Origin of the sequence: Solitalea longa, from assembly GCF_002920915.1 — a bacterium.
Classification (GTDB): domain Bacteria; phylum Bacteroidota; class Bacteroidia; order Sphingobacteriales; family Sphingobacteriaceae; genus Solitalea; species Solitalea longa.
In genome coordinates this window covers 18,542-34,659 of sequence record NZ_PQVF01000012.1, presented here as the reverse complement: position 1 = coordinate 34,659, position 16,118 = coordinate 18,542, and the positions used below count along the sequence as shown (strand labels likewise).

12 protein-coding genes are annotated in these 16,118 nt (G+C 38.4%); 6 read left to right on the top strand and 6 right to left on the bottom strand.

Annotated elements, in window-relative coordinates; genetic code table 11:
* The first annotated feature begins 45 nt into the window (after nucleotides 1-45).
* The 3 genes from mqnC to C3K47_RS15850 all read left to right on the top strand — a co-directional run bounded on the left by mqnC (nucleotide 46) and on the right by C3K47_RS15850 (nucleotide 3,481).
* Nucleotides 46-1,170, top strand: a complete 1,125-nt coding sequence (gene mqnC / locus C3K47_RS15860; protein WP_103790142.1) for a cyclic dehypoxanthinyl futalosine synthase — start codon at nucleotides 46-48, stop codon at nucleotides 1,168-1,170.
* 173 nt (nucleotides 1,171-1,343) lie between these two features.
* The gene (locus tag C3K47_RS15855) at nucleotides 1,344-1,637 is read left to right on the top strand and encodes a GNAT family N-acetyltransferase (protein WP_103790141.1); all 294 of its coding nucleotides are present in this window, start codon (nucleotides 1,344-1,346) and stop codon (nucleotides 1,635-1,637) included.
* A 455-nt stretch (nucleotides 1,638-2,092) separates the two neighbouring features.
* Complete coding sequence (locus tag C3K47_RS15850) at nucleotides 2,093-3,481, top strand: sulfatase family protein (RefSeq protein ID WP_103790140.1); 1,389 nt, start codon at nucleotides 2,093-2,095, stop codon at nucleotides 3,479-3,481.
* A gap of 94 nt (nucleotides 3,482-3,575) precedes the next feature.
* Here C3K47_RS15850 and C3K47_RS15845 read toward each other — a convergent pair whose 3' ends face one another.
* From C3K47_RS15845 to C3K47_RS15830, 4 genes are all read right to left on the bottom strand, one after another.
* A complete protein-coding gene (locus C3K47_RS15845) occupies nucleotides 3,576-3,983 on the bottom strand; it encodes a VOC family protein (protein ID WP_103790139.1) in 408 nt (135 codons plus the stop codon).
* An 11-nt stretch (nucleotides 3,984-3,994) separates the two neighbouring features.
* Nucleotides 3,995-4,804, bottom strand: a complete 810-nt coding sequence (locus tag C3K47_RS15840) for a mechanosensitive ion channel family protein (protein WP_103790138.1) — start codon at nucleotides 4,802-4,804, stop codon at nucleotides 3,995-3,997.
* Nucleotides 4,805-5,083: 279 nt separating this feature from the next.
* Nucleotides 5,084-6,403 carry a hypothetical protein gene (locus C3K47_RS15835; RefSeq protein WP_103790137.1) on the bottom strand — a complete coding sequence of 440 codons (1,320 nt, stop codon included), beginning with the start codon at nucleotides 6,401-6,403 and terminating at the stop codon, nucleotides 5,084-5,086.
* Between the two features lie 122 nt (nucleotides 6,404-6,525).
* On the bottom strand, nucleotides 6,526-7,821 hold the full coding sequence (locus tag C3K47_RS15830; RefSeq protein WP_103790136.1) for a Xaa-Pro dipeptidase: 1,296 nt from the start codon (nucleotides 7,819-7,821) through the stop codon (nucleotides 6,526-6,528).
* Between the two features lie 155 nt (nucleotides 7,822-7,976).
* Here C3K47_RS15830 and C3K47_RS15825 point away from each other — a divergent pair, with 155 nt between their 5' ends.
* The gene (locus C3K47_RS15825) at nucleotides 7,977-8,279 is read left to right on the top strand and encodes an antibiotic biosynthesis monooxygenase family protein (protein ID WP_207765315.1); all 303 of its coding nucleotides are present in this window, start codon (nucleotides 7,977-7,979) and stop codon (nucleotides 8,277-8,279) included.
* 50 nt (nucleotides 8,280-8,329) lie between these two features.
* Here the strand turns inward: C3K47_RS15825 and C3K47_RS15820 are convergent, their stop codons facing one another.
* Both C3K47_RS15820 and C3K47_RS15815 read right to left on the bottom strand, forming a co-directional pair.
* Nucleotides 8,330-9,415, bottom strand: a complete 1,086-nt coding sequence (locus C3K47_RS15820) for an acyltransferase family protein (RefSeq protein WP_103790135.1) — start codon at nucleotides 9,413-9,415, stop codon at nucleotides 8,330-8,332.
* Nucleotides 9,416-9,548: 133 nt separating this feature from the next.
* Nucleotides 9,549-10,724, bottom strand: coding sequence for a serine hydrolase domain-containing protein (locus tag C3K47_RS15815; RefSeq protein ID WP_103790134.1), 1,176 nt, complete (start codon nucleotides 10,722-10,724; stop codon nucleotides 9,549-9,551).
* A 231-nt stretch (nucleotides 10,725-10,955) separates the two neighbouring features.
* Here C3K47_RS15815 and C3K47_RS15810 point away from each other — a divergent pair, with 231 nt between their 5' ends.
* Complete coding sequence (locus tag C3K47_RS15810; RefSeq protein ID WP_207765314.1) at nucleotides 10,956-11,378, top strand: DUF2141 domain-containing protein; 423 nt, start codon at nucleotides 10,956-10,958, stop codon at nucleotides 11,376-11,378.
* A gap of 76 nt (nucleotides 11,379-11,454) precedes the next feature.
* Nucleotides 11,455-16,032, top strand: coding sequence for a PAS domain-containing hybrid sensor histidine kinase/response regulator (locus C3K47_RS15805; protein WP_103790133.1), 4,578 nt, complete (start codon nucleotides 11,455-11,457; stop codon nucleotides 16,030-16,032).
* Nucleotides 16,033-16,118: the final 86 nt, after the last annotated feature.

Sequence of the window (16,118 nt, the reverse complement as noted above, 5' to 3'; positions counted from 1 at the left end):
GTCGATCTTTAGTTCGTACCCCTTTTAGGAGTTAGTATCCGTAAAATGAATACCGAAAAATTATTAGAAAAGGCCCTCAATTTTGAATTTTTAACCGCTGATGAAGGATTATTCCTGTTTAAAAACGCATCAACGGCCCAGTTAATGCACGTTGGTCATCAGTTAAGAATGATTCAAAAGCCGGATAACCTGGTCACTTGGATCATCGACAGAAACTTAAATACCACCAACGTTTGTATAGCCAATTGTAAATTCTGTAATTTCTTCCGTCGCCCAGGCCATGAGGAAAGTTACATTACCGATATAGAGACCTATAAGGTTAAAATTGAAGAAACCTTTAGATACGGTGGCGAGCAATTATTATTACAAGGCGGTCACCACCCTGACCTGGGTTTAAGTTATTATGTTGATCTTTTCAAAGAACTAAAAAGATTATATCCAACTTTAAAACTGCATGCTTTAGGTCCACCGGAAATTGCACACATTGCTAAACTTGATAAACTTTCGCATACCGAAGTTTTATCGGCATTGAAAGAGGCTGGCTTGGATTCGCTACCTGGTGCAGGTGCTGAAATTTTAAATGACCGGGTACGCCGATTGATTTCGAAAGGAAAATGCAGCGGCCGCGAATGGCTGGATGTAATGCGGGCAGCGCATCAATTGCATTTAACAACTTCTGCTACAATGATGTTTGGCCACGTTGAAACTTTGGAAGAACGATTTGAGCATTTAGTTTGGCTACGCGAAGTTCAATCAGAAAAACCTGCAGATGCAAAAGGATTTTTAGCCTTTATTCCATGGCCGTTTCAGGATGATGGAACCCTTTTACGCCGCATACGAAACGTAAGAAATACCGTTACCGGTGATGAATACCTGCGTATGATTGCTTTAAGCCGCATTATGCTGCCGAATGTTAAAAACATTCAGGCCTCATGGCTTACTGTGGGTAAACAGGTTGGCCAGCTGTGTTTACAAGCGGGTGCTAATGATTTCGGATCGATTATGATTGAAGAGAATGTTGTTTCGGCGGCAGGTGCGCCTCATCGATTTACGGCAAGCGGTATTCAAGAGGCAATAAGGGAAGCCGGCTTTACCCCTCAGTTGCGCAATCAGCAATATGAGTTCAGAGCATTGCCTGAACACCTGGAAGACCAGGTAATCAGTTATTAATTAGCTTTTAACATCACAAAATATCAACTCCCCTTTTAAATTAAAGGGGAGTTTTTTTATATGATTAATAAAAGTAAAATCTACCGTCCTTTAGCATTTGCCAAATCGACTGCCCTTTTTTGTTCTTTGCTGGGGTTAAGAAAAGATGTATCTTTTGTTTAAATCTTCACAGAATGGAAACAGCATTAAATGTGATCAGAACTGAAAAGCACTACGAAACCGTAGTAGAAGGTCATAAAGCTTTTATAGAATATATGTTATCCGGAAACAGTGTTTACCTTACCCATACCGAAGTGGCTCCTGAACTGGAAGGGAAAGGCGTTGCAAAGAAACTCGTGGAAACTGTGCTTAAAATGATTGAAGAAGAGGGCAAGCAACTGGTTCCGCTTTGCCCCTTTGTGGCTTCTTATCTCAAAAGACATCCGGAGTGGAAACGAATTTTAGCTGAAGGATATAATGTTCAATAGAACTTCAAAAACATAAAAATGGCCCGCATTAACAGGGCCATTTTATTAGTTCTTTGGCAAATCATTGTATGTACGATCACGCATCTTTAACTGCCGTTCTTGCTGCAATTTCCAAACATTTACAAATTTAAACTTAAAGGTATCCAGCCTGGAATGTGTTATGGGTTTAAGTATTTTAGTATTAATATTTTAAAAAAATAATTTTTATTGGCGGTTAATTAAATTTTAATCTATATTGCCTATAGGAATAATAGAGTTTACAGCTTAATATAAATTATTAATACTAATAGTTTGAAAACAATCAAAAACACTTCTTTTTTACCAAGCAAATCTTTTTCATTCGGCACTCTTAGTCGAATGTGCAGTTGCTATTAACCCTTTTCTACTTATCCCCCATTAGTATTTTTCGAATACAAGGAAAATCCCTCAGAAGCAAAATTTTAAACAGAATATTTATGAAAAAAATAGTTGTTCTTTTAAGTGCATTTTTACTAATAATAAATTCAGTGCACAGCCAAAAAAAAACCAGCAAACCTAATTTTATAGTAATTTTTACGGATGATTTAGGATATGGAGATTTAGGCACCTATGGAAATCCTTCAATTTTGACCCCAAACTTGGATAAATTAGCAAGCGAAGGCCAAAAATGGACAAATTTTTATGTTGCAGCCAATGTTTGTACCCCTTCCAGAGCTGCATTAATGACCGGAAGGCTTCCTGTTAGAATCGGTATGGAAAGCGATACCCGACGCGTTTTGTTCCCTAATTCATCCGGAGGATTACCAGAATCTGAAACTACCATTGCCGAATTATTAAAGACCGCATCCTATCAAACAGCAGCAATTGGCAAATGGCATTTGGGACATTTAGAACCTTATACTGCGCTTAATAATGGATTTGATTATTATTTTGGAATCCCCTATTCAAATGACATGGATCGTGTTGAAAAATATGAATTCGAAAATTATTTTAAACCGGATTTTAAAGACTTCAATGTACCGCTGATCAGAAACAAAGAAGTTATTGAACAACCTGCCAATCAGGAAACAATTACAAAGCGATATACTGAAGAATCCGTTGCATTTATTAAGAAAAACAAAGACAAACCCTTCTTTTTATATTTAGCTCATACGATGCCGCATATTCCTCTTTTTACATCAAAAGAATTTGTGGGTAAAAGTAAAGGTGGGAAGTATGGAGACGTAATTGAGGAATTGGATTGGAGTGTAGGTCAAATTATAAAAACGCTTAAAGAGCAAGGTTTAGATGAAAACACGTATGTGATCTTTACCTCAGACAATGGACCTTGGAAATTATTCAAAGATCACGGAGGATCATCAGGAACGTTATTTGGAGCAAAAGGAACAAGTTATGAGGGAGGAACCCGTGTGCCTTTTATCATTTGGTCTCCCAAAAACCTGAAACCTAAAGTAGAGGTTAAGATTGGAAGTACTTTGGATCTATTGGCTACAATTGGCAGTCTTGCTCATGTATCGCTTCCTAAAGATCTAAAAACAGATGGTTATGATTTGTCTCCTGTATTAAAAGGCGAAAATAGCAATCCAAGAAATGAAATGTTTTTCTATCATGGCACTAAGCTGTTTGCGGTTAGAGTAGGCGATTACAAGTTGTATTATTACAAGAATAACCCTATTGGATATCCTGAAAAACTAGAAAAATTTGAAAAGTTGGAGTTGTTCAATCTTGCAATTGACCCATCTGAAACGAATAATATCATTGATAAGAAACCTGATATTGTTGCTCATATTCAGGATATTGTTTCAAAACATCAATCCACCCTTGTACCTGTTAAAAGTAATATTGAAGCAGTGATAACCAAATAACAATGAATTTCAGTCTTATTAAGAAATATTTTATTTGAGTTGTTGGAATTAAATAGAAGAAAAAGGCTTCAGATTAAAATCTGAAGCCTTTTATTTAAAACGTATGCATGGGTTTATGAAACGATAACTTAAAACCATCGGGATCAGTTAAATCAAGAGCTTGCCAGCCGTAACCGGTAATATAAGGTTCTTTTAAGGCTATGTCCTTACTTTTAAGCGACTGATACAATCCATCAATATCATTGCATGCAAAATAGAGGCACACATCGCCATGGTGATCATTCCGAAGTAACTCCTGATTATCTGGTCGGTCAGTCTTTTCGTATTGAGTATTCAGCATTAATTCAATATCATTTAATCGAAGTAATACCCAACCAATATCATCTTGGGGTCCTGCCGATTCGATCAAATTAAAACCCAGCACATTGCAGTAGAATGCCAGGGAGGTTTGCATATCGTAAACCATTAGCAGAGGGGCCATTCCTGTTATTTTGTGCTTCATTGTTAGTCGGGTTATTTATTTATAATAACCCTGGTTGGGATCGGTCCGGCAACATCATTTTTATCCCATGCATTTTTCACATCTTCCTGCACTGTAAAAAATGCATCCCAGTATTCAGAAGATGCAGCATAAGGACGAATTGCAAGGGTTATCATCCCATCACCTACTTTAATTACATTTACCGATGGAGCAGGTTCCTTTAAAACAAATTTATTTGCCTCAATTGCCTGCAATGCAACGGTACGTACCTTTTCAATATCGTTATCGGGCGCTACCGCCATTGTAATGTCCACCCGCAAATTCCCATGTCGGCTATAGTTAATTATGGTACCGTTTGATACTGCTCCATTCGCAAGTATTACTGTTTTGTTCTCAGGCGTAAGTAAAATAGTATTGAAAATTTGGATTTCCAGCACATTTCCCGTTTGCCCTCCTGATTCAATAAAATCCCCTACTTTAAAAGGTTTAAAAACCAATATTAAAACTCCACCTGCAAAATTTGCCAGCGATCCCTGCAATGCCAAACCAACAGCCAAACCTAACGCACCAATTACCGCAACAAAAGAAGTGGTTTGAATACCTATCATACCGGCAACGGTAATAAGGAGCAATATTTTCAATCCAATACTTACCAAACTTCCTAAAAAAGATTGGAGAGATACATCGATTCCACGTTTCCTTAATCCTGTAGAAACCAATCGTGCCACCATGTTGATCAAGTAAAGCCCGATAATAAAGACTAATAATGCACCAATAACTTTGGGGCCGAAGACAGTGAGCCAATCAATAAATCTTGTCGAGTAATTATTTATCTTATCCATATTGAACTATTATTACAGTATAACGTATGTGTTTGTGAATAAATAATTTAAACAAAAAATTCAGGATTAAATAAAGTCTCGGTTTGATGTGTATTTTTTTGCATTACATCCAAGACTTTCAGGGTTGACTTCGGTTAAGTCTAAAAAAAAACAACCCTTATAGCTATCGAACCAATTGATTTCTAAAGCTTAATAAGCAGCATCCGCTTCAAGTTTACAACATCAATCCGCCTGATGCAAAAATTGGCATAGGAGGTAGTACGAATCAACTTTCTTCTTTCAATCTATTATTTTAAGATCATTAGGGCAAATTTTATTACTCAGCAGCCAATCAAAAATCTCCCAACGCCTTTTCTCATCATTTCCGGCTTTTGCCAACATGTAGTCTCTTACAAGTTGGGCTCCATAGTAATAGCAGACCAATGAAGTTCTGAAACCCACTAATAGGCCGTTGTAGTAGAGTTCCGCCCTACTTGAGTCAACAAGTGCGTAGTTATGTATCCAACGCATCGCTGTTTCTTTATCCATCCTACCATCAGCTACTTCACGTGCAGCGTCTACTAAAGATTCTCGAAGCTGCTCTTTGATATCCCATACGGTAAAATACAAATCGAGGCGAGAATCCTTAATACCAACCAACTTAACCAAAACATCATTAGAATAATTGACCTTTTCCTGATAAGGAAAAATCATTTCAACAGCCATCACACCCAATGCTTCGGCAATGAAACGATCGCGACTATGCAGTGCAAAAACACTGTATTCTATCCATCCTCTTTTTCGGTAAAGATTTTCATCAAGTTTAACAAAATTTGCATGATGCCCAGGATAACCCTCATGACAGGCCGTATTAAAAAGAGAAGCAAGTTGAACGGGGGCATTATCGTTAAATGATATATTACTAATATTATTACCCTGATACATGCATACATTATTTCCACCGGGAACATAAGTTAACCTTAACATTTCTCCCGGCGGTAATGAAACTCTGTTAATTGTTCTAGCCCGCGCCTCCTTAAGGATTGTTATCATGGCTGTATCAATCTTTTCGCGTGGAATCAAAAATGCATTGGTAAATTTCTGGTAACGATCCACAACCGGTCCTGAACCAGGAAGTAGTTCGTCAAGGTGCATCATGAGCTTTTTGTAATCATCTTCAGTTTTCCCCGGTACTTTTACACCATACAGCTCCACTGATTCCTGATCATATGGTTGTCTTTCACCACTCTGAAAAAGCACCTTCCGCTTAAATGCAACTAGCTGATTTTGCATCCACAATATCCTATTTGTTGATTCACTCTCTGAAGTAACGGTAATAACTCCTTTCAACTCGACCTGAAGTTTATCAATAGTTTGTAGCAGGCTGTCTTTAGGGAATACATCTCTTTTGATTGATGCGGGTTTCAGGGATTCAGGGCCCACATAATAATCGATGAATTTAGGATCATATTGTCCAATGGTCAATGCCAGGCGTACATAGTTTTGAGCAATACTATTCAACTCAATCTCTGAATTGTTTGAATCTTGCTTTCCATACTGTGCAGATGAATTAATTGCTTTTATAAAAAACAGTATAATTAAAATCAACCTAACTGACATGAATATAAAACTTTTGCATCTTAGGCAAAATACTTAATTTTCTTGCTTAAGGAATATAGAAATCCTTACCCAACCCTCAAAGATTAGGAAACCTACTTAAGAAAAGATAGCAAAGTGAAAAACTATTTAGTTGTTTCATTTTTGTAAACAACACCATCCTTCATTACAAATTTTACTTTTTCAAGAAGGGTTACATCAGCTAACGGATCGCCAATTACAGCTATTATATCAGCGTATTTCCCTACACTTATGGAGCCTGTTTTTGCCGTTATATCCAGTAAATCTGCTGCATTAACGGTAGCTGTTTGTATAGCCTGCATTGGGGTCATTCCGGCTTTTACCAGGTAACCAAAATCTTTTGCATTTAATCCATGAGGCATAACAGCCGCATCGGTACCATAGGCGATTTTCACTCCAGCCTTAACTGCTTTTACCAAGCCTTCTTCTTTTTGCTTAGCAATACTTTTTGCTTTGTTTATTATTTTCTCGGGAAATCCTTTTTGTGCGAAGTTGTTGATGATGTAATCCAAAGCATACATGGTGGGCACCATATAAGTTCCTTTCTCTTTCATGAGGTTTATGGTTGCATCATCTATTATACTGCAATGTTCAATAGAATTAACTCCTGCCATTACAGCACGTTTTATTCCTTCCGTACCATGTGCATGCGCAGCTACTCTTTTACCCCACATATGTGCTTCATCCACCAAGGCTTTCATTTCTTCGAAACTGTATTGCGGAGCACCTACGCTTTCTTCTTCACTTAACACACCTGCTGTGGCACAAAATTTAATTACATCAGCTCCCCACTTAACATTGTTGCGCACACGTTTTCTAATTTCATCCACCCCATCAGCTACTCCGGTAAAATCTTTATTTCCTACAAAACTGATGTTGGGATTAAAACCGGTAAAATCACTATGCCCTCCTGTTGATCCTATCATAAAGCTGGCAACCAACATCTTAGGACCTTCAATAGTTCCTGCATTAATAGCGTTACGTAACGACACATCCACTAAATCACCAGAACCTAAATCACGACAAGTGGTAAATCCTGCAAGTAATGTCCGTTCGGTATAAATATGTGCTTTTACTGCCATATCAATGGTGGTACTCCTGAAAAGATCCGCATAATAATCTTCACTGGGCTCACTTGATAAATGAGTATGGCAATCAATTAAGCCTGGTAGAACGGTGGCATTACTCAGGTCAATTACCTCGGCATTTTGTGGAATAACAACCGATGCACCTATTTCCGTTATTTTATTGTTGTCGATTAAAATAATCTGATTACTGAGGACCCTCCCATTTATAACATCAACTAATTTTCCTGCTTTGATAGCCTTAATTTTTGCTTGTCCAAATAATGTAGTGCAGGATGTAAGGAGTAAAATAATTGTAAACGATATTTTATTCATAGTTGTAAATTAGGTATAGTGTGTAAGATAACATTTTCAGTTATTAATCACTTTATGCACTTTCAAGTCAATTTCAATCATAAACTTCGGCAAGCCATGGACCAGCTGAAAATTGCTTTTTGTAAATTGAGGTGAAAATCTCTAATAAAACAATTATGATAGCAAGAATATGGCATGGCAAAACCAAGGCTGAAAAGTTTGACGCCTACACTGAGTTCCTCAAGGAAGTGGCTATACCCGACTACCGTAAAACACCCGGGTTTATCAGGCTGTCTTTTTTACGGTCGTTAAAAAATGATGAAGGCCATTTTATGCTGATCACCTATTGGGAAAATCTGGAAACCATCAAATTATTTGCAGGGGAAGAGTTCGAAAAAGCCAAGTATTATCCCGAAGACAATGATTTCCTTTTAGGATTTGAAGTAAATGTGCAGCATTATGAGGTGTTCGCATCTTAACGTTAAATAGTAGGCTGGAAATACTCCAAGTTATCCGAATTCTTATCTATTCAGACGTTTCTATTCCGAGTTATCTTCGTTAAGTATTTCCTTACAGGTACATCATAAACCACCATAACCACATAGGCTATCAAAATTAATAATATGGTTCCGCTTATGATGATAAGAGGCAAGTCGGTCATAGGAGGTTTTTTACTCGTGTAATAATTCCCAAAGATCCATATGGCTGCATAATGGGTCATATACAGGGGATAGGAAATTTTTCCGGAAAACTCACAAACCTTTTCAACCTGTGCTGATAAAAAGGTTCCGGCCCCTAGAGAAACCAGCAATGGAAAATAAAAAAGCACAACCATTGTTTCTGATAACCAGTTCCATTTAAACGAGGGCATTACGAAAGCCATGGATAATAAAATAGCCAAACCCGTAAAGCCAATTTTGTTTTTAATGATCCATTGTGATCGGTAAATCAAAAGTCCGGCTAAAAAAGAGTAGGCAACACGAACACCTCCATCCCAAAAGCTATCTCTTCCCCATCCTCCCATCAGGTTTCCTGCTCGATAGCTGATAAAGCATATGCCTAATCCTGCAACTATTGTTAAGGCAATTAGTGAGCGACGACCAATTTTGTATAAAACAAAAGCATAAAAAATATTAGCAATGTATTCCCAAAACAATGACCATGCAGGTGCATTGAAAGAGAACAGGTTGAAAAACCGCTCCTCCATAATTGGAAGCGGGATAAGAAAAACAGAGCAAAGAACCAGCAAAATAAACTTCCCGAAACCGAAAGCTGGATATGCAGCGAAGGGATCGAAAAAAAATCCAATCACACCCAATACTGTCCCCAAAATAACAAGGGGATGTAATCGAATAAACCTCGATTTGAAGAATTCCCTAACTCCCATATTCTCCATGCGATCATCATACGCGTAGGCGATTACAAACCCGGATAAGCAGAAGAAAAAATCAACAGCAAGAAAACCATGACCGATGAAATTTTTAGTGTAGTCAGTGAAAACCCATTCCATAAAATGGAAGATCACCACAGCCAAGGCCGCTACACCTCTTAATCCGTCGAGAATTTTAAAATGTTGTTTAGTTTTTACAGGAGGGTTTAATAATACTTCGCTCATTGATTACAGTAAAATTGGGCCCAATGATAGAAAATATATTTTAGTTAGCCCAGAGCTTTAAGTGTAATAATGTTATTTCGGACGATTGGGCTATTGAGAACATGAGTTTATAAGACAATTAACCTAATCTTTATTAACTGCCATAATTTTCTTTCAGCTTTCTCATTAGAACTTTAACGCCTTGTTGTGTATCCTGATTAAAAGAATTGGTGAAAATTATATAAGCCTTCCCTTTTATTCTGTCAATTTGAACAAGGGTATAGTAAGTTCCTACGGTTCCACCGTGAGTAGAAAACTCTTTATTGCCTTCGTAAATATTATACCATCCTAACGCATAGTTTTTAACCCCTTTGTGGATAAACTGATAGGTTTCGGCTTTTAAGTAATTATTCTGACCGTTAAGTCCTTGTAAATTGAGTTGAATAAATTTGATATAGTTTTTTAGCTGAATGTTCAAATCTCCGGCAGGTTCGGTATAATCTAAGTGAAAATCAATTGTAGAGGGTACGGGAATAAGCGTTCCATTTTCAAAACGATGTCCCCAGGTATCTTTGTGTTGTTGGTTTTCTGGCCAGGAAAATTGGACCGCCAATTTCAGATCTTTATTAAAAACCTGATCAACCAACTCCTCCCAACTTTTGCCACTTGTTTTTTCCAACATCAGGGTAGCCAAAGTATAACCTGCATTTGAATAAATAAACGAATGTTGGTCATCGAGTTTGGCAGGTGCTAATGTCAATACAAACTGTCCAAATAGTTTTCTTCTTTCCTGGGGTGTTCCTTTAAAATCTGGAATTTCGGGATCTCCTTCTTCCCCTTGGAGTGGTGCAATTCCGGCTTTGTGAGAAAGCAGGTCTTGTAAGGTAATAGTTGCATAGCCGGAATCGCTTTTTTCCTTCCAATCAGGAAAAAGGTCAAAGAACCGGGTTGCCCAACTCATTTTGCCGCTTTCTACATATTTAGCAATAATAAAAGCAGTCATTGCCTTGGTATTTGAACCAAGATGGAACCGATCATTTAAAGTAGCGGTATCCGGAAGATTGATGGAATGTTTTCCCAAGGCTGCAATTTCTATTGTCGATTTACTATCAATTACCGCATACGACAATTCAGGAATGTGGTAGTAATTTCGAATAGAATCAGCAAAATGAACAGTAGTTTGCCCAAAACAGTGAGTTGAAATGGCAAAAAACAAAATGGTTAGCAAGCACTTCATTTTTGTTGATGAATTAGAAAAGACAAGATCATTGTCTGCACCGCTAAAATAGTCCTTTGCAAAAATCAGTGTTTTATCATTGAAAGGTTCCATGTTAATAAAGTTACTACCATTACTGGCACTTATCAGTATTTCGCACGCGTTACAAACTCGCAAAGATTGAGGGCTATCTCAAACTCCTTACTCATAAATTGATTTATATCAGTCTTTTAACTGATTGATTTCCGTAGAATTGCAGGCTATTTTTCTGAATTAAAAACAGCAAAGGAGGTCATTTCCGATTACCTCAGTTTATGTTTTGGTAAAGTTCAATTTAAAACAATAATGATGTTGACACTCTTTATCCCAATAATATTATTTTTTTCCGGCATAGGATCAGCACAAAATTCGAATTTAACCGTCTCGGTTTCCAGTTTAAAAAACAATACAGGAAAACTAACCGTTGAGCTGTACAACTCTAAAGAAAGATTTCTAAAAAATGCCTGCAAAACGATTTCATCTCCAATAAAATCAAATGCTGGCTCGGTAACTTTTACAGGGATTCCCAATGGAGAATATAGTGTTTTGGTTTATCATGATGCTAATAACAATGGTAAGCTAGACAAAAATTTCATCGGAATGCCCAAAGAGCCGGTTGCCTGTTCCAATAATGCCAAAGGATTTATGGGACCTCCTAAATATGAAGATGCCAAATTCATCATCACTAAAGATTCTAAAATTAGTATTGAAATGACTACCGCTCATTAATCGCCTTGTTATCCTAAGTACTTAGTGTCACTTCAGATTGTAGTGTAAGCATAATGATGAATTGAATGTAACTCAAATGAAAAAGAAAATAAACATCACTATAATAATAACCCTGATCATTTTATTGGGGGCAATTCTTATGGTTAATATCAGGGCTGTAAACAAAGAAAGAGAAACCAGTGAACAGGTTAATACTATTCAAGGCAAAATAAAAACGGTTGGGTCCCTCTCTGAAAAATTAACGATGGCTACTTTTTTAAGTCGGGAAATGCTGTTAAATCCGGATGCTGTGCAACCAAAACAGTTGACCGATGTCTACCAAAAAATAGACCGGGAGATTAGCGTCTTAAAAAATAATGAATCACTTCTTGAAAAGAATGGGGAGCAACAGCTTTGTAATTCGATTGTAGCAACGGCTTTATTAAGAAAATCATACCTGGAAGAAGTATCCAAATGTGGTTATGTGCTTCGAACAGATAGCACCAAGAAAGATATATTTGTTAAAGCAGGTGCAAACAGACAGTTTTTGACTTCGCAAATAACCACCTTTTTAGAACAACAGTCTGGCTTGCTGCAATATTATCAAAGAGAAAATAATGAATACCGGACCCAAGCTAATTACTCTGCATTAGCCTTCTTTTTAGCTGTTCTAGTATGTGCCTGTTTTATCATTATTAAAATTAAGGATGGTAAAAAAATCAGGCAGATGTTAGCCGTTGCCAAAGCCGAGAATGAGAACTATTTCCAATTTATAGAGAACCTTCCTGCAAATGTGTGGATTACCGATAAAAACCTGAATGTTAAGTTAGTTAGTAAGCAGGCCGCCGCTACTATTGACCACACTAAGGAAGAGATACTGGCAAAGTACGCTTACGAGTTTTTAGCTCCCGAATCTTATCCCGTACAAAATGAAAGGCAAAGATGGCTGTCAGAAAATTCAGGAGTATTAGTTGATGAGCTGATTTTTATTAGAACTGACAAGGAAAGAGTCCATTTGCGAATGTCGTCCTCAACAATAGGAATTGGCGGAGAAATCTACTACTTACATATTGGAGAAAATATATGCAGGGAAAAAGAAGCAGAAAGGAAGAATCTGCTGGCCCAAACCATTTTCGACAACAGTACCGCTTATATGTGGGCAAAAGATTTGGAAGGGCGTTATATAATGGCCAATAAGCGGTTTAATGATTTTGTTGGTACAGACGTGGTGGGAAAACTGCCCAGCGAGCTTTATTCTCAGGAAGCGGTGGATAGCATTCAGGTAGAGAAGGAACTTGCAGAAGCTAAAAACCATGAAAAAATAGATTTTGTGCTAAGTTCCCGTTTATATAAAGTAAATCCTTCTCAACAAGAGCAGGGTGTCCATCTGGCTTTATTAAAATTCCCTCTTTGGGATTCTTTAGGCAATTTAGTGGGGATAGGCAGGGTTGGAACAGACATGACCAACGACATCAAGTTAAAAGAAGAATTAATCAAGGCAAAAGAAAGGGCTGAACAAAGCGAACAGCAAATTTCCCAGTTGGCCAACAGTCTGGAAAATGGGATGATGTATCAAGTGGCTCTTTACGGTGAAGGCAGAAGACAGTTCAAATTTGTGAGCGATGCTGTTGAAAAAATGTATGGTTTCACGGCAAAAGAACTATTAGAAGATGCAAACGTTCTTTATAGCAAAGTTCATCCGGATGACGCGAAAACATTTCAAAAGATCGAAGCGGAGGCTATAGAAAAAATGTTACCATTCAATGAATCATTCAGAATGGTTCATAAGGACGGAAAAGTTAGCTGGACCTCGGTTTACTCATCCCCCCGCTACATCGATGGCGTACTCCACTTTGACGGCGTGGCAACTGACATTACCAAACAGAAACTTGTCGAATCTGAACTGTTAGCGGCAAAAGAAAAGGCCGAACAAAGCGAAGCAAAACTGCACCAGGTGGCCGACAACATTGCTCATGGGATGATCTACAACATGGTTTTTCGGGAGGATGGTAAGCGGCAATTCACTTTTGCCAGCAGCGCGGTGCAAGAAATGTACGATTGTACCCTAGAGGAAGCCATAAACGATGCGACCCTTATTGAGAGGACCACCCATCCCGACGATGTTGCTGCGCTTGTTGCTGCTGAACAGCAGGCGATGGCTACCATGTCAGCATTTAAACATATTTACCGGGTGATTGGAAAAAATGGAAACATCCGGTGGCTTTCTGTCAACTCGACTCCTTACCGATCAAACGGCTTGTTTTATTGGGACGGGGTGATCGTCGATATTACTGACCAGAAACAGGCAGAAGCTGAACTATTAGCGGCTAAAGACAGGGCCGAAAAAAGCGAAATGCAAACAAAGCAAATCGCCAATAATCTGTCAAATGGACTGGTCTTTCAAAAGATTTTTGACCATAACAACAAACGACACTACACATTTATCAGTGATGGTATTAAACGGTTATGTGGTTGCACCCCTCAGGAGGCCATGAAGGATATTAACATCTTCTACAGTAGGTTTAACACGGATGATTTAGCAGCGTTCTTTTGCAAGGAACAAGAGTCGCTTGCCAATATGTCGCCTTTGGTTCATACTGCCAGGATGTTTGACATGGAAGGACAAATGCGCTGGGTTTCAATTTGCACTACTCCCTCCCAGGTCAATGGAATTACCTACTGGGACGGGGTGCTAACCGATATTAGCGAACAGAAGCAAATTGAACAGGAACTGGTTATTGCTAAAGATCAGGCGGAGGCGAGTTCTGAATTCACAAAAGCCATTTTCGAGAGCACTACTGATTTCATTTGGACAATGGATGCAACGGACTTTAGCCTCATTACATGCAATAGCACCTTCAGAGATTTTTTCAAAGAACAAGGAATAGACATTCAACCAGGGATTACCACAAAGGACATCCTTCCATCATCACCCGAATATACACGTACCTGGCTCCAATACTATAACCGAGCCTTAACAGAAGGACCCTATCAAATTGAATATACGCACGAGATCGGTCCGACACTTTTGCAATTGTTATTAAATTTTGGGGTGGTCAGAAAAGACAATAAGGCGGTTGCCATTACCATCTTTGGGAAAGATATAACCCAACAGAAAAAAGTAGAGACTGAACTGCTCATTGCCAAAGAAAAAGCCGAAGCTTCTGAAAAACTACAGGAACAGTTTCTGGCCAACATGAGCCATGAAATCCGTACGCCTTTGAATGGGATTATTGGCATGAACCGCTTGCTGTTGAATACTTCATTAAAAAATGAACAGCAAGAATTTGCTGATGCTGTAAAAACTTCATCCGACACCTTGCTGGTTATTATCAATGACATTTTGGATCTTTCCAAGATCAAGGCAGGCAAAATGACCTTTGAATCTATCAACTTCAGTCTGATCGATATAATACTATGCCTTGAATCGAACTTCAGGGCCAACCTGAAAAAGGACATTCAATTGGAGTTGATGATCGAAAACGAGGTTCCTCCTGTGCTGACAGGCGACCCTGTAAGGGTTCGTCAAATATTGGTAAACCTGATAGGCAATGCCCTGAAATTTACCTCAAAGGGAAAAGTATCCATTCACTGTGGTATCCAAAGCAAACCGGATAATGATAGCGTTGAAATTTTTGTAGCTATTTCTGATACCGGAATTGGCATGACAGAAGAGCAACAAAAACGGGTTTTTGCCCCCTTTACGCAGGCAGAGCAAGACACAACGCGCAAATACGGAGGAACAGGACTGGGATTGTCCATTACCCGACAATTGGTAGAATTACAAAACGGGACTTTGTCTTTACAAAGCGAAGCAGGCAAAGGGTCTGTTTTCACCTTTACACTTCCTTTTGGAATTGGTGATGAAGATTCGATTAAAAAACAAAACAGTGTATTAAATATTTCACCTGAAACATTTAAAGGAAAACGCATCCTGCTGGCCGAAGACCAGGAGATCAATCAAAGGCTGGTTATCAACCTGGTGAGAAATGCAGGAGGGGAAATAATTGTTGCCGGTAACGGACAAATTGCTATTGAGGTACTTGAAACAGGTGAGCAGTTTGACTTGATCCTGATGGACCGTCAAATGCCTGAAATGGATGGATTTACGGCCACACAACATATCCGGAAAGAGTTGAAAATGACCGACATTCCGATTATTGCTATGACGGCCGAGGCCATGAAAGGCGAGCGCGAAAATTGTATTGAAGTGGGGATGGATGATTATATAGCCAAACCGTTTGAATTTAGCGTTTTCTATAACATGCTTTCCAAATATTTAATTAAGAGTGAGGTTGTTGAAGTTGTTGAAGTAACTGCCCAAACAATACATCAGGATCACGGAGCCTTGTTCTGCCTGAGTCAGATCGAATCGATGGAGGATGATGAATACACCAGGGACATGATCCTGATCTATGCGGATACAATTCCTCCTCTTTTACAGCGTATTAAAGAAAGCATTGTGCTAGGCAAATGGGAAGAAGTATTCCAGCAGGCACATAAAGCTAAATCACCTGTAGGCTTGTTTCAGGCAACCACTTTATATGAATTGCTGAGAGATATCGAACTTTCAGCCAGGCAAAAAACAGAACTTGATTTATGCACATCACGAATAGAAGAAGCTATCGAGATCAATGATAAAATAGTAAAACAGTTAAAATCATTAAAAATATAAGCCCGGGGAAGGCATTGGTAAGCAGGTTAATAAAGATGTAATCCTGATTGAGCATCTTTGTTTATGAAAGTCAGGTGTGGATTCTC

What these genes read in the sequence shown, in the direction of transcription:
- C3K47_RS15850 (WP_103790140.1), top strand. Translation starts at nt 2,093, where the DNA reads ATGAAAAAAATAGTTGTTCTTTTAAGTGCATTTTTACTAATAATAAAT.
- C3K47_RS15835 (WP_103790137.1), bottom strand. Translation starts at nt 6,403, where the DNA reads ATGTCAGTTAGGTTGATTTTAATTATACTGTTTTTTATAAAAGCAATT.
- C3K47_RS15840 (WP_103790138.1), bottom strand. Translation starts at nt 4,804, where the DNA reads ATGGATAAGATAAATAATTACTCGACAAGATTTATTGATTGGCTCACT.
- mqnC (WP_103790142.1), top strand. Translation starts at nt 46, where the DNA reads ATGAATACCGAAAAATTATTAGAAAAGGCCCTCAATTTTGAATTTTTA.
- C3K47_RS15825 (WP_207765315.1), top strand. Translation starts at nt 7,977, where the DNA reads ATGATAGCAAGAATATGGCATGGCAAAACCAAGGCTGAAAAGTTTGAC.
- C3K47_RS15820 (WP_103790135.1), bottom strand. Translation starts at nt 9,415, where the DNA reads ATGAGCGAAGTATTATTAAACCCTCCTGTAAAAACTAAACAACATTTT.
- C3K47_RS15810 (WP_207765314.1), top strand. Translation starts at nt 10,956, where the DNA reads ATGATGTTGACACTCTTTATCCCAATAATATTATTTTTTTCCGGCATA.
- C3K47_RS15855 (WP_103790141.1), top strand. Translation starts at nt 1,344, where the DNA reads ATGGAAACAGCATTAAATGTGATCAGAACTGAAAAGCACTACGAAACC.
- C3K47_RS15830 (WP_103790136.1), bottom strand. Translation starts at nt 7,821, where the DNA reads ATGAATAAAATATCGTTTACAATTATTTTACTCCTTACATCCTGCACT.
- C3K47_RS15815 (WP_103790134.1), bottom strand. Translation starts at nt 10,724, where the DNA reads ATGGAACCTTTCAATGATAAAACACTGATTTTTGCAAAGGACTATTTT.
- C3K47_RS15845 (WP_103790139.1), bottom strand. Translation starts at nt 3,983, where the DNA reads ATGAAGCACAAAATAACAGGAATGGCCCCTCTGCTAATGGTTTACGAT.
- C3K47_RS15805 (WP_103790133.1), top strand. Translation starts at nt 11,455, where the DNA reads ATGAAAAAGAAAATAAACATCACTATAATAATAACCCTGATCATTTTA.